This is a genomic window from Hymenobacter terrenus, from assembly GCF_000972495.1.
Taxonomy (GTDB): domain Bacteria; phylum Bacteroidota; class Bacteroidia; order Cytophagales; family Hymenobacteraceae; genus Hymenobacter; species Hymenobacter terrenus.
In genome coordinates this window covers 121,261-136,896 of record NZ_LATM01000012.1, presented here as the reverse complement: position 1 = coordinate 136,896, position 15,636 = coordinate 121,261, and the positions used below count along the sequence as shown (strand labels likewise).

At 58.6% G+C, this 15,636-nt stretch carries 5 protein-coding genes; 3 read left to right on the top strand and 2 right to left on the bottom strand.

Going from position 1 to position 15,636, the window contains the following annotated elements:
* Positions 1-99: 99 nt before the first annotated feature.
* A complete protein-coding gene (locus WX88_RS15725; RefSeq protein WP_046245343.1) occupies positions 100-3,018 on the top strand; it encodes a 4-alpha-glucanotransferase in 2,919 nt (972 codons plus the stop codon).
* 349 nt (positions 3,019-3,367) lie between these two features.
* Here WX88_RS15725 and WX88_RS15720 read toward each other — a convergent pair whose 3' ends face one another.
* Together WX88_RS15720 and tssD are read right to left on the bottom strand one after the other, a co-directional pair.
* Positions 3,368-3,799, bottom strand: a complete 432-nt coding sequence (locus tag WX88_RS15720) for a hypothetical protein (RefSeq protein ID WP_046245342.1) — start codon at positions 3,797-3,799, stop codon at positions 3,368-3,370.
* Between the two features lie 2 nt (positions 3,800-3,801).
* The gene (gene tssD, locus WX88_RS27750) at positions 3,802-5,043 is read right to left on the bottom strand and encodes a type VI secretion system tube protein TssD (RefSeq protein ID WP_052732735.1); all 1,242 of its coding nucleotides are present in this window, start codon (positions 5,041-5,043) and stop codon (positions 3,802-3,804) included.
* Between the two features lie 254 nt (positions 5,044-5,297).
* Between tssD and WX88_RS15710 the strand changes: the two genes are divergently transcribed.
* Complete coding sequence (locus WX88_RS15710; RefSeq protein ID WP_156176172.1) at positions 5,298-6,356, top strand: hypothetical protein; 1,059 nt, start codon at positions 5,298-5,300, stop codon at positions 6,354-6,356.
* Positions 6,357-6,741: 385 nt separating this feature from the next.
* Entirely contained in the window at positions 6,742-14,802 is an 8,061-nt protein-coding gene (locus WX88_RS15705; RefSeq protein ID WP_082116070.1) for a beta strand repeat-containing protein, read from the top strand.
* The last annotated feature ends 834 nt before the right edge of the window (positions 14,803-15,636 follow it).

The window sequence follows — 15,636 nt, the reverse complement described above, 5'->3', positions numbered from 1 at the left end:
CCCAACCACTTAATCCCGCTGTTCCACTCTTGTACAATTCCTCGCGCAACTCCTCGTTAGGCGAAGCCTTATCTTGCGCGCCCAACCCCACCAACCCTCATGATACTACGTTTTTCCCTTCCCTACCGCACCGTATACGGCCAGCGCTTGGCCGTTTGTGGCTCTCACCCCAACCTGGGTGCCTGGCAGCCGGCCGCGGCCGTGCTCATGCAGTACGACGAAGCCACCACCTGCTGGAGCCACGAGCTCACCGTTGCCGATGCCGTGGGTGCACTTACCTATAAGTATGTTCTGCTCGATGCCAACACCGGCAGTGAGCAGTGGGAATTCGGCCCCAACCGCACGGTGACGTACGATGCGGCCCGCACCCCGCTCCTCAACCTGGCCGACTACTGGCGCGCCCCCGCCCAACCCGAAAACGAACTACTGACGGCCGCTTTCACCAAGGCCCTGTTTCGCCGCTCTGCCTCCGCCCCGGCCCCTGCCGCACCTGCTGAGGAGCCCGCGCCCAAAGCCAAAAAGGCCAAGGCCAGCACCGCGAAATCGGCCAAAGCCGCCGCAGAGCCAACGGCTGCTTTCCAACAGCCAACAACCCATGCGCCCGCTGCGGGTGAAACTGTGTTCCGCCTCGTTGCACCCCGCGTTGCGCCCCAGCTCGGTCTGTGCGTGCTCGGCTCCGACCCCGCCCTCGGGGCCTGGGACAATACCAAATGCCTGGTGTTGTCGGACAGCGAATATCCAACCTGGACCGGCTCCGTCAAGCTCGAAAACCCCGCCGAAGACTGCTTCTATAAATACGCCGTGTGGGATGCGGCCGCTGGCCATGCCCTCGACATGGAAACCGGCGAAAACCGCGTCATCCCCGCCACTAACGACCACACCGTTGCCCGCGTTTTCAACGACGAAGCTTACCGCCATCCCGATGCCTGGCGCGGGGCGGGCGTGGCGCTGCCCGTCTTTGCCATGCGGAGCGAAACCGGCCTCGGCGTGGGCGAGTTTTCCGATTTGAGGCTGCTGACCGACTGGGCCGTGCAAACCGGCCTGAAGCTGGTGCAGATTCTGCCCATTAACGACACCACGGCTACCCACACCTGGGTCGATTCGTACCCGTATGCCGCTATTTCGGTATTTGCCCTGCACCCGCAGTTCATTCACCTCGAAGGCATCGCGGCCCTCAAAGACAAGAAAGCGGCCAAGGAGCTGGCTCAGCTTAAAGCCGAGCTCAATGCCAAGGATTTCGTGGACTACGAGCCGGTGATGAACGCCAAGTGGAAGTTCCTCAAACTGCTGTATCAGCAGGAGAAGAAGACCTTCCTGGCCGACGCCCGGTACCGCGAGTTTTACGCCAGCCAAGCCGATTGGCTGGTGCCGTACGCAGCCTTTTCGGCCCTGCGCGACCGGTTCCACACCGCCGATTTTCAGCAGTGGCCCGCGGAGTTCCGCACCCCGCAGAACCTGGCCGAGCTGACCGCCGAAACCGCCGCTGATTACGATCAGTACGGCCTGTTCTTCTTCGTGCAGTTTCACCTCGACCAGCAGCTGCGCGAGGCCGTGAGCTACGCCCGCAGCCGCGGCGTGGTGCTGAAAGGCGACCTGCCCATCGGCATCTACCGCCACTCGGTGGATGCCTGGACCCAGCCCGAGCTTTACCATATGGACCGCCAGGCCGGCGCCCCGCCCGACGATTTTTCCACCACTGGCCAGAACTGGCGCTTTCCCACCTACAACTGGACGCGCATGGCCGAAGACGGCTATGCCTGGTGGAAGCAGCGCCTGGGCCACCTCGCCCGCTATTTCGACACCTTGCGCATCGACCACATTCTGGGCTTCTTCCGCATCTGGGAGATGCCCATCGAGTCGGTCGAAGGCTTGCTGGGTCACTTCGCGCCGGCCTTGCCGCTGCACCGCCACGAAATTGAGCGCCGCCTCGGCTGGTTCGACTACAGCCGTCTGTGCGAGCCCTACATCCGCTGGCACATGCTTCAGGACATTTTCCAGGGCGAAGCCCAGGCCGTATTCGACGAGTACCTGTACGACGCCAGCTTCGGCCGCATCCACTTGAAGGAGCCCGTCAACAATCAGCGCAAGATTGAGGCCTACATCGCGGAGAAGGTGAGAGTTAAGAGTGAAGAGTTAAGAGTTAAGAGTGGAGAGGTAAACGTTGGGACGGACGGGCTAAACAATAGCACCCAGCTCTTAACTCTTAACTCTCAACTTTTAACTGAACTCACCGACTACTTTGCCTGGCTGCAAAAAGGCCTGTTTTCGCTGGTAAATGAGGTCCTGTTCGTGCCCGCCGGCGACGACTTCTACCACCCGCGCATCACGCTCAATAAGAGCTACTCGTTCCGGGAGCTGGACCGCGACGAAGACCGCCGCCGCCTTTACGACGACATCTACGTGGACTTCTTCTTCCGCCGCCATGAGGAATTCTGGCGCCAGCAGGGCCTCGTGAAGCTGCCGCCGGTGCGCTACGCTACCGACATGCTCATCTGCGGCGAAGACCTGGGCATGGTACCGGCCTCAGTGCCCGGCGTGATGAAGGAACTCGGCATCCTGGGCCTCAACATTCAGCGCATGCCCGCCAACCCCGAAACCGAGTTCGGCCATCCCGACGCCGCGCCCTACCTCAGCGTAGTCACAACCAGCAGCCACGACATGAGCACCATCCGCGGCTGGTGGGAGGAAGACCGGGTGCGCACCCAACGCTTTTTCGAAACCATTCTCGGCCATTGGCGCGAGGTGGCACCGTTCTACTGCGAGCCCTGGGTGGCGCGCGAAATCCTCGTGCAGCACCTGCACTCGCCCGCCATGTGGGCCATCTTCCCCCTCCAGGATTTGCTGGCCATGGACAGCCACCTGCGCCGCGCCAATCCGCACGAAGAGCAAATCAACGTGCCCAGCAACCCTACGCACTTCTGGAAATACCGCCTGCACCTCCCATTGGAAGAGCTGGTCGATGCCATAGGTTTCAACGAGCCCCTACGTGGGCTAGTGCAGGCCAGCGGCCGCGCCTAGCGGGGTTCTCTCAACATCAGGTTTAATAGCAAGGGCTGCGGCCGGTCTGGAGAAATCCAGGCCGCCTCAGCCCTTGCTGCTTTGGCAGTGGCTTGTTCGGCCCGCACAGCCGTCAGCAAGTCTTGCGTAGTTTGTCCATAGGGGTGAGTCGGTACGGGAGGCCTGGTCGGGCACGAATGGGTTTTGCCGCCCCACCTGCGGACTTAGGAGCCCGCCCGCTTGCCAACGCCAGCCATCGGGGTCGGAGAGCGTGACCCGGCACTGATAGGAGCCGCTGTCGGTGTCGCCGCTGGCAAAGAACTCCTGGTAGCCCCCGTAGCACGCCGCTTGCTATAGGGCTACCGAGCACCTACTGCGCTGTTGCGGCAGTGTCGGCGGCTATTTTAGCCCGGAGCTTATCCAATGCTTCGTGCATGGCCGTGTACCATTCTGCGGGTTGGCCGGGGCGCTCCACTAAGCGCTCGGCAAAAGCTAATAGTATCGCGTAGAAAGTTGACCGGGGTAAGACTTCATCTTCCCCTCCATGAACATAAATTTCTACGGAATCTGCTGGTATTGGAGGAGCGGTGGGGTCTAACTGCGCCAAACCAGCTGGAAAGTTTACGCCTGCCAACTCATCGTGGGCGCCGACTTCACCTGCCACCGCTTCGATAACCCTCGGGTATTTGTTCAATCTTATCCCCGTGAAAAAATCTGGCCAAATCGGCCCGCCAGGCACCGAGACAGCTATGCCGATGGACGGGTCCGAGGGGTTATCAATAATGCTCCAAAAAACGCTCATAATTACTTGAAGAAGAAAGTTTCTATTTTACCGTTGCGATTCGTGCCTCGAATTACATAGCCTTCGCGCGTGGTTCCTTCCCACCACGGAGAACTCAAGACCCCGTTATGGGTAGTGTGAGCATTTTGCACTGCCTCTTTCAATGCGCGTTCCAGCCGTGGCCGAGGCCAAATCTGTGGGTCATATATGGTTTTGGGAAATACTTCAGCTACTAGCCCGCCGGTGGGTTTGCCTTTGGGGTCAAGGGCGAAAATCTGGTAGTTGATGTTGTACACCCCCGGCACGGAAGGATGAGCGGTGCGGGTAACTTCTACGTATTCATTATTGTATTTCGCCCATTCCGCCGCGTTGTGAGTCCCGCCAATTCCTCGTTTTCGGGGCACGGAATAATCCCGGCTTTCCACGTGGTTCAGGGTACTTTGTAAATCTAGTTGGGCCAATTCCGGCGGCGCGGTGCGGTCCCATTCCTCATTGAAGCCGGCATCCGACAAGCTAGCCAACCGCAGCCCCTTGACCCTGGCCAGCAAGGCCAGCAAGTGGGCCTCCTCGTCGGCCGTCAGGGTGCCGTCGGCATGGCGGCGCTCCAAGTCGGCCAGTTCGGCGCGGTCCTTATCGGTGGGTGGGGTATTGCGGCGAATGAAATCCCACTCGGATTGGTAGCCCGGGTCGTCGCGGCTGTTGGTGGGCACGAGCACCGCCACCGCTGCTGCTACCCCTAACTCGGGCAGCAGGGCCAGCAAGCGTGCCAATAGCCCCAGCGGGGCGGGTGGTACGGGTACCTCCACCGGGGGCACTGGTACGGGTGGCACCACCGGCGTCTGCGGCAGCACGAACGGGTTCTGCTCGAAGGCCTGTGGGCTGGGGGCGGGGCCGCCGGGCTGCCAGTGCCAGCCGTCGGGGTCGGAGAGGGTGACCCGGCACTGGTAGGAGCCGCCCTCGGTGTCGCCGCTACTAAAAAACTCCTGGTAGCCCACGCAATAGGCTGCCGCGAAGCTTAGCGTTTCCAGGGTCTGGCCCGTGGCGTCGGAAAAGACGGCCTCGGCGGCCAGACGTTTAAGCGGGTCGCTGGCCCACCCTTCTAAAAAGTCGTGGTCGGGCACGTCGAGCACGAACTCGGCCAGGGTCTGGCGCACCTTGGCAGTGGCCCGGCTGCGGGCGTCAGTATCCTGCGTGCTGCCGTAGGTGCAATGCCAGATACGGAACACGTACCCCGCTACGCGTAGCTCGGCATAGAAAGAAGCCATCAGTAGAAGCAAGAAGTGGAAAGGAGCGCCGAAGATACAGCAGCGGCTGCCAAGCCATTCGGCTAGCGGTTGTAAGAGCTACCAAGCAGGCTGGCCCTATGTAACCGTTACGACAGCTGAGTTCAAAAATAGTTGCTACACATTTTGGACGCGTGGGAAAAATGTGTAGCACGTGTCTGCTACACATTTTTCCCACGCGTCCAAAATGTGTAGCAAGCCTAGCCGTAGCTTTATGCTCTCTAGGTGAATTATCTATGCCTGCCTCATTCACGAGTTCTCTTTTGCCCAGCTTGTGGGAAGAAGTACAGACCTATTTTGGGTTGAATCAAGCCGCGTTGGGTCGGATACTAGGCTTGAGTCGACATATGATGTTTCAGGTCACTACCGGCCGCCGTCCGCTGCCCTTGGCTGCCGCTCCCACCTGGGCCCGCCTCGTGCTGGCGCTGGGAGCCGACGCCAGCGAGCCCGTGATGGAAGAGCGGGAGCCCGCCGACAAGCCGCTGCTTCTATTCGAGGCCGCGCATCCGCTGGCCCGGCATGGGCAGGCCTGCGTGGCGGCGGCCCAGCGCTTGGCCGGGGAGCTTGCCGCGGCCCAGGCCCGCGCCGCCTGGGCCGAGCGGCGGCTGGCGGCCCTGCCCCGGCTGGCCACGCCGCTGCTGGCCACCGAGGCCCCCGGCCCGCCGCCCTGGCTGGTGGCGTTCGAGAGCGAGGCGCGGGTGGTGCTGGCCGAGTCCGGCCCGGTGGCGCAGGCCCGACTGGCAGTGCGCCGGGCCGGGCTGTTGCGCGAGGCCGAGGCCGTTCATCAGCTATTTAATGGTACAATAATATCTGATTTGGTAGATGAAGATGCGGCCGCTACCTTTAGCCGCATCTTCAACCCTTTACCAACCGTACCACTGATGGCGTTTTCCGTTGACCGTTTTAAAACTAAGGCCGAGTGCCAGAGCTATCTGGACAAAAAGTTGCCCGAGCGCACCCTGCTGGCCGCGCACCTGGGCACGGTGCAGGCCGAACTAGCCACCTGGGACCAGAAGGGCGACCCCGCTGCCGACCAGGCTACGGCCCAGGACCTGCTCGACAAGCTCACCCCCGTGCAGGCTGCCACCACCGACCCCAAGGAGAAGCTGCGCCTGAGCCGCCTGCTCAACTCCTACCGCTCCCGCGTCACCAACCTGGAGGGCCGCACCATCACCCACGGCACCGATGAGCTGCTCGACCGCGAGCAGGACCGCGATGAGACCACTAATAACCTGGCTGTGCTCGATGCCCTGATTTTGGCCGTCACCAACCACCGCGACGTTCTGTCTAGCTGAGCTACTTGACCCCTACGCAATAACGAAAAGCCGGCCTTGGATCAACCAAGGCCGGCTTTTCTATGCTAGAAGCTCGCTATACCTGCAATCCAAGCTCTGCTGTGAATCGTATAAAATCGCCGGCAAAATAAGCGCCTGGCTTGAATCCAGCAGCTTTTTATTTGAATAGCGAGTGTACAAGTCCAGTTCGCTCCTTCTTAGTTGCAAAAAAGACGCTTTCGTCGGTTGTGGATATTAGTTGGTCGAGGATGGTGGCGGCTGCTTTAAGCTCAAGGATAGCTTTACGGTCAATTCAAAATACGTTCTCTCCCATTCCCTACCCAAATACTGACTTAACCACTGTTTTTTCTCAATTACTCACATCTCTTTTTCATTGCCCTCATTTATGAGACGAACATTACCTATTCTAACCACTTGGTTGCTCGCCCTGCTGGCTTTCGTGCCAAATGCAGTAAGAGCCCAAACGGCCGGAACAGCTTTTTCCTGCGATGGTACCTTTTACCAAATCCGGCAGGTAGCCACTGGTTCGGCCGACCGCTCACAGCTATTCCGGGTAAACCGGAACGTGACCCCGGCGGCTGATCCTACTACCACGGCCTACACGTCCACCTTCGTGCTGGACTTAGGAACGGGGCTGGGGTTGCCAGCTACCACTGATTTTGTGGTTAACTCCTTGGCGTATAATGCCCAGGATGGGTTTATGTACGCGCTGACCTATCCCGTTAGCAATTCGGGTTTTCCGGTGGTCAATCTCTACAGAATCGGGATGTCGGGCGTGCAGGACCTGGGCACTATTACCATCAATGGGGGCACGCCTATTGGTACTGCGACGAACCCGGGTGGCTATCCACAGCTTGCCGGTGGGGTAATCGATAAAAATGGGTTTTACTACGCGGCTGCTCGGAGCCTCGCTGACCCGGCCTACAAAAACACGCTGTTCCGCTTCGACCTGAAACTGGCGACCAATGCCGGGAAGCGGAACGCGGTGACCATTCCGATGGATTTTTATACCACGGCCAGCCCCACCACCACGGTCACGCCAGCCAGTGTCCAGGACTTTAGCTTTATCGACCTAGGTTTTAACCCGGACGACAACCTGCTGTACGGCGTGTACAGCATCGGGTCAGTCTACCGGTTCGATTTGACGACTACGCCGGGCCGGGCCCGCGTAACGCGGATTGGTACGGCGCCGGCTACCGCTCCCAACTTTGGCTCGGTAACGTTTGACTTGGCTGGTAACCTCTTTGCTTACTCCAACGAAGGTGATTTCTACAGCGTTGATGTGGCCACGGGTGTGGCCACGGATATCGGCGACGTGCCCAATGCCAGCGTAACCGACGGCGCCAGCTGCATCAACCCCGACCAGCGGATCGATGTGGTGAAAGAGCTCAACAACGTTGTCCCCGTCAACGCCACTACGTATGACGTCAGCTATACTATCCGGGTGAAGAATACTGGGACGGTAACGGCTACGAACTTGCAGGTGACTGACTTTTTGCGGGGCGCTACGAACAACACTACTTTTCCCACTTCGACTTCGGTTACCATTCTATCGAATATACTGACTGCCAATGGCACGACCCTGCTATCAAATACCGGCTATACCGGCCAGGGTACTAACGCTGATTTATTGAGCGGTAACCAGGCCCTGACGGCTGGCCAGAGCGCGACAATTGCGATTACGGCGCGGGTAGTATTTACCACGGTTCCGGGTGCAATTCAAAACAATACGGCTTACGCCTCCAGCATTTCGGGCACTACGGCCAATCCGGGGTACTCGCTGCAAGGCACCAACGGCCTGCTGGTTGTGCCGCCCGGCGACCTGATTGCCAGCGATGCTTCGACCAACAGCGCCGTTTTGCCGGCTACGCCCAACGGCGATACGCCTTCGCCCACGCCCCTCACTTTTGCACCGAGCATCTCGGGTACCGTGTTTGAGGATATAAACTATGGTGGGGGCCTGGGTCGCTCACAAGGCACGAGTGGCGGCATTGGCCGCAGTGGCGTGCGCGTCGAACTCTACCGGATGACTGGAATGGCGGTTACTTACAACCAGTTTACTACCACGGCCAGCGACGGCAGCTACGCCTTCACGGGCCTGACCGCGGGCAATAGCTACGTCGTGCGCATCGTGAATAATACCGTTACCAGCAGCCGCCCGGGAGCGGTGAGCACCTTGCTGCCCGTACAAACCTTCCGCACGCAGGTAACGGCTGCGGGTACGACGGCTAACGAGAATCGGGTCGGGGGCGAAGACCCCTCACGGGTAGATGCCCCTACGGGTAATACCGGCACCGTGCTGACCAACTTAAGTGTCCCTAGCACCGGCTTAGCGGTAGGCAGCATCGCACAGTCGCAGGCGCCAGTGGCATTGAACGCTGTTGCGTCGCCGGCGGTGAATGTGGATTTCGGCTACAACTTCGACTTGATTGTGAATAATAACGACGCCGGACAGGGGTCGTTGCGGCAGTTCATTATCAACAGCAATGCCTTGGGCGGCGAAAACGCTTTGGCCCAGGTATACACTGCTGCCGGCGGCGCAACGACAGCCCTGGATATGGATGTCGAGTCGAGCATTTTCATGATTCCGAATGGGTCGGCGGTGCCCGGCCAGGTAGCGGGGCTCCCCAACGAGTTTGCCACCACCACGGGCACGAGCACGGCCACGACCATCGCACTGGCTACGGCTTTGCCCGCCATCACGGGCCCGGCCACGGCCATCGACGGCAGCACGCAAACCCGCTCAACGGGCAACACCAACGCGGCCGTGACCACGGCTGGGGCCGAATCGACCGGACCGGAAGTATTGATTAACCTCAATAACCTGGGTGGCCTTGCTGTTTCGGGCATCAACGACCAGATTATTGGCCTGGGTATTTCCAATTCACCTACCGTTGGCCAGGGCATTCTCATCAACGCGGGCGCTACGGGTACCGTGATTCAGGACAACACCATCAACAACAACCGGGCGAACATCACCTTCAATACAACGACTACGGCGAGTGCGGCGACCATCACGGGCAACATCATTCGCGAGTCGCAAGCAGCTAATGCCGATGGTATTGAGCTGAATGGTGGCAACAACAATATGACCATCAGCAACAACCAGCTGCTGCGCAATGCTGGTTACGGCATCGACTTTGCGGGCGGGGCCAATACGGGCAATACCATCACGGGCAACACTTTTGTGGGCAACGGTACTGCCACGACCACTACCCAAATCTCGGGGCTAGGCCTGCGCGGCGCGGGCTCGAACAACAACACTATCTCGCAGAATACCTTCATCGGTAATAATGGCGCGGGCATTGTGGCCCTGAACGGCACCACGGGCAACGTTTTCTCGCAAAACAGCTTTTATGGTAATGGACTAAAGGCCGATGGTACAGCCCTTACCGCGGGCCTCGGCTTGGCCATCGACTTATCGGCTGGTACCGGCACCAATGGCGACGGCGTAACCGCCAACGACAACGGCGATGTGGACGGCAGCGCCAACGGCCTGCTTAATTTCCCGATTATTACGTCGGCTACGTTGAGCGGTGCCAACCTGACGGTGTCGGGCTTCGCCCGGGCCGGCGCCAAGATTGAACTGTACGCTGTGGGCACCGTTGCCGACCTCACCGGCTTCGGCGAAGGCCAGACCTACCTGGGCACTGTGACGGAAGGCGCCGCGGCCGGCGGCGGCAACCTGGCCGCTGATACCGACAACCGCACCGGGCTGTCCTACTCGGGCTTCATCAACGGCACTAACCAAGGCTCGGATAACTCGGCCAACGGCTTCACCTTCGTGATTCCGGTGGCCTCGCTAGCCGGTGGCACGCTCTCCGTGAGCACCGTGCTGAGCAGCACAGCGACGCTAGGCGGCTCAACTTCGGAGTTTTCGGGTAACGTCATTGTGCGCGATGCCACGGTGGCCAACGACGACGATGTGACGACTACCCCCGGCACGGCCATCACCTTTGTGGTGACTGGCAACGACACGCCAAATGCTGAGCTTGCACCGGGCACCATCGACCTCAATCCCAACACGCCGGCCATCGACGCCACGATTACGACGGCTGAAGGCACCTTCACGACTGTAGGCGTACCGGCTGGCTCGGTAAGATTCACGCCCGTTAACGCAGCATTCGTGGGCATTGCCAACACCCCTTACACGGTGCAGAACAGTTCCGGAGCTACTTCTAACCAAGCCAATCTAATTGTGCGGGTGGAATCTCAGCTCGATCTGGCTACGACCATCAGCGCGCCGGCCACGGTGGGGGCTGGTGCCCAGGTAACCATCACGGGCACGACGGTGAATAACAGCCTGAGCGGCACAACGATTAACGCGGTGCAACAGGTGCAATTGCCAGTGGGCCTGACGGGTAACATTGTTGTCTCGCAAAATGGAGGAGCCTCTGCTATCCAGCCCATTCCGGCTGTGACGACGGCGACTGGTTTGTTCACTTTTGGCACTCTTACGAACTTTCCGGCCGGCAGCACTTCCAACTGGAGCCTGCGATTCACGGCTCCGTTGAGTGGGCCGTTCACGGCCACGGCTCTCGTGACGCCAAATGCTGGTGACATCAATCCGGCCAACAACACGGCCTCCGATGTGGTGAACATCACGCCCCAAACCGACCTTTCGACCAGCATCACCGGGCCGACAACTAACCCCTTGGCCGGCAATTTGCTGACTTATGCCGTGACTACTGCCAATAGCGCTACTTCTTCGCCCGCGACGGGTGTGGTGCAAACCGTGCAGCTGCCTACCACCGGCATTACCGGCGTATATGTTTCCAATGGCGGCGTGTACAGCCCCACTGCTGGTACCGTCACCTTCAATGGTGTGAGCTACCCTGTGGCGGCGGGTACGGTGACCTTTCCGCCGGTTGATTTGGCCGCTGGTCAGGTAGTAAATAATGCGGTAAGCTTTGTAGCGCCGACGGCCGGTACGGTACTCGGCACCATCACGGCCACCGTACCCACAACCAACGACGCGAACACGGCTAACAACAGCAGCACGGCCACGAGCGTGACTACTCAAACTGTTGCCCCCACGGCCCCCCGTGCCAATCTGGCGGTGACTGTGAGTGGTCCGGCGCAGGTAGCCACTGGCAGCACGGCAGCCTACATCATTCGACAGAACAATTTCGGCCCGAACCCCGCGGCTAACGTGCAAACCATTGTCTCTTTGCCGGCCGGCCTTGCTAACACCAACCTTACCTTGAACGGAACGAGCGGTTCGCTGAGCGGCAACATTATTACTTTCGGTAGCGGTGCCTCGGCTTCGACTTATAATACTACCACGGGTGTGTTCACGCTGCCAACCATTGCCACGCAAGCCAATGGAGCCGCCGAGCAGAGTTACGTTATCAGTTTCTCGGCCCCCGCTGCCAGCCCAGCCATATCGGTGACAGCAAGCGTTAGCTCGACTACGGCCGACCCCATGGCCGGCAACAACCTGGCGAACGTGCAAACCGAGGTATTGCCTTCGGCTGATGTTGCCATTAGCCTGATCAGCACCAATGGTACCGGTAACATTAACGCCGGCCAGACGCTAACTTATGGCATTCAAACGCAAAACAACTCGGACTACACCGCGCAGAACGTGCAGCAAACGGTAGCCATCCAGGCTGGTCTTACTACCAGCACGCTCCAACTCAATGGCGCAACGGGTACGCTGAATGCCGGTGTCATCACCTTCGGCAGCGGAGCCTCGGCCTCTACTTACAACGTTGCCAGCGGCTTGCTGACTTTGCCGTTGATTAGCTCGCTCCCCAAAGGTGTGTTAGTACATAATAATGTCAGCTTTGCTACCTCCGGCACCTCCACCGCAACCGACATCCGGGCCTTGGCTACGGTAACGAGCACGACGCCTGACCCAACGACGACAAACAACACTGCTACGGTCACCAACGGCATCAACAGCGTGGAAGACCTGACAGTGAGCCTAGCTGGCCCCACACAGGCCGTGATAGGCAGCCCAGTACTGTACACCGTGACCACTAAAAACAATGGTCCTTCGGCTACGGGCACGCAAACGACCACCGTACAGCTCCCCATCGGCCTGTCGGCGGTAGAAGTGCGGGATAACAGCGGAGCTATTGTCACGGGCGCCTACTCGGCCACTACTGGGGTGGTAACTTTTGCCACGGCTACCGCCGTTCCCAACGTCGGGCAGAGCATACAGGGCACTATTTCTTTCATTGCTCCTGAGGTTACGCAAATCAGCCTGGCCGCTGCCGTGGCTCTGACTTCTTCGAGCGCTGGTAACTTCGAAATCAATACAGACAACAATACCGCTCGCATCAGTACGCCGCTCGTCGGCCCCAGCCTGGCTAGTGCCGACCTGGCTACCACGTTTGCAGCTACCCCGCCTGCTACCCTGACGCCCGGTGCCACGGCTACCTACACCGTGACCACAACCAACAACGGGGCCGCTGCGGCTCAGAGCACCATGCAGCTCGTAAGTTTACCCGTGGGCCTGAACACCTTAACCTTGGGTGGAGCCAACGGCACGCTGGGCGCTGGCATTATCACCTTCGCCGGCGGCGCCACCTACAACGTGAGCACCGGCTTATTGACAATCCCCAGAACTGGTGAGCTGGCTTCGAGTGGAATTTTCCAAAGCACCATTTCTTTCCCGATGCCCGCTGCTAACATCACGGTAACCGCGACCTCGGCTTCGAATAACCCTGATGCTATTGCTACGAACAACATCGTGCGCAGCAGCACTACGACGTCAGCTTTGGCCGATGTTGTACTGGGTATCAGTGGTCCGGTTTCGGCCGCGGCCGGCAGCACGGTCAGCTACGATGTGGTGGCCACCAACAACGGCCCCTCAACGGCTGCCGGAGTTACGGTGAGATTCACCCTGCCGAGCGGCGTTACTAGCTACACTGTCAACGGAACGGCATTTACCGGTAGTGGTCAGGTCACTTTGCAGCCCTCTTCTCAACCCTTGCTGAATGGTGGTAGCTTGGCTTACGTGGTCAGCTTCACGGCCCCGACGACCACCTTTACCGTGCCTGCCGTTGTCACTACAAGTACTGCTGGTAATAATACTGCCAACGATAACGGCAGCGTGAGAACACTAGTGAACGTGGCCCCCGTAGCCAACGACGTGGTGAACACCAAGCAGTCGCCCGAGGGCAATACGGCCGTCACTGGCTTGTTGCTTTCGGCGCTGAGCGCCACCGATAGCGACGGCTCAGTAGCCAGCTATACCATCACTAGCATCCCGAATGCCACTACGCAGGGCACGCTTTCCTATGACAACGGTGGTACTTACGCTACCGTGGTTCCTGGTCAGGTGTTGACGACTACTCAGGCCACTACGCTGAAATTTGACCCGGTGTCCTCGTTCATTGGCAGTGCGTTCTTCACTTACACCGCCACCGATAACGGCAATGGCACCGCAGCCAACGCATTGACCTCACCGCCCGCTCGCTTCACCATTCAAGTTGGTGCCGATAACAACTCGGTGTACACGGCCACGCCCACCAAGGGCCTTGCCAACCGCTATATGGATAATGATGCCCTGGCTTATGTAATCGACCCCAACGCGGCCATATACAACGCGGCTCCGACTACTGGTCTGGTATACAATCCCAACGGCACCTTGGCTTCCGGCACCGTGAGCAACGGCTTGCCAACCACGGGTACGACCAATGCCGTGCTGGCTGCACCTGGCTCCGGCCCGGCTTCCAACCCGAACAATACCCTCCCAACGGGTGTAGCCCTGAATCCAACTACGGGCTTGATTTATGTAACCACTGCCTCGCTGCTTCCTCAGGTGAAGATAGCTACCACTTACAGTGTCAACGTAATAACGACCGATATCAACGGTGGTACCAACACTGTGCTGGCAACCTTCGTCATCGGAGCATACCCGCTGCCGGTAGAGCTGACGGAATTCACAGCCACGGCGGTGCAGAACGTAGACGCGTCGTTGGTGTGGCAGACAGCCTCGGAAAAGAACAATGACTATTTCGACGTGGAGCGCAGTCTGACCGGCACCGACTTCGTGCAAATCGCACGGGTGCAGGGACAAGGCAGCAAAGCCAGCGCGACCAGCTATGCGCTGACCGATGCAGGCATTGGTGCGAAAGCAACCGATGTGGTGTACTACCGCTTGCGTCAGGTGGATACGGACGGTATGGCCACCTACTCACCTGTGCGCCAAGTGCGCTTTGCCCAGGCCGGACTGATGCCAACACTGGCCTTGTTCCCAAACCCGGCCGCGGCCCAAACTCAGCTCGACCTGCGGCAACTGCCTAACGGCCGTTACACAGTGAGTGTGCTGGATGCCACTGGCCGTGTGGTACTCGGCGTGGAGTTGGAGGCAGGACTGGCTCATGGCCTGGACCTGCGCCCACTAGCCAGCGGTACCTACACCGTGTTGGTGCGCGGCCAAGCTAGCAGCGGCCAGGGCGTGAGCCTGAGCAAGCGCTTAGTGAAAGAGTAAAACGCAAGGTAGTCGCCGATGCGTGAAAAAGGCCCTTCCCGTCACGGGAAGGGCCTTTTAGCGTTTTATCTCGGCTCCAAAACATAACCCAGCCACACGCCGAGAGGGCAGTAACACTTAGCGTATGCTGCCCTTTCGGCGTGTGCGAGTTATGCGGTGACTTCTAATAATAGTCTGCTGCTTGATGTGCGGGCGGACCTCCATCTGCTACCCATACCGGGAATGAAGTTTCTCGCTCAAGCAGAGCATAGTTACTGAATTCGCCTCCATTTAGAAGAAATACGAGGTTTTTACTCACGCATAAATCCGCTCTCTATTCCATTTCGTAGAGTTTGTCCATTAAATGGAAAATGCACTGTGCGAATCATTGAGCAAGAGTCGTGCCCTGAAGTAGGAATAAATATCTGTCTTACAGATACATTTAACGAGATAATTTCCTCGAGAACAGTATCTGAAACTCAAATTGGGAAAATCTCTGATTTAGTAGTTGTGAATAACTATCGGGATACAGATACACGACATAGACCAACTCTGCATTAAATCTGACTTAACGCTGGATAAAACAGGACTAGATATAGCCGTTTATGGTGACTCTTATATGGGAAGGTTCCAACTGAGAGGATCTAGCTTATTGAATAACAGTTGATTGACAGCAAATTGGGGAATTTAGCTGTAAGTATTTAAAGATTGAATTGAAATTTAGTTCAGAAGCCTGCTTCTTTATGAGTACATTTTTATCATTCTCGTCGGCGGGAAATGAGCGGGGAAACCCTCCTTCGCCTTTGTCACCAACCCGCCAATATCCTTCATTATTCATTCGTGCCAGCTGGCTAC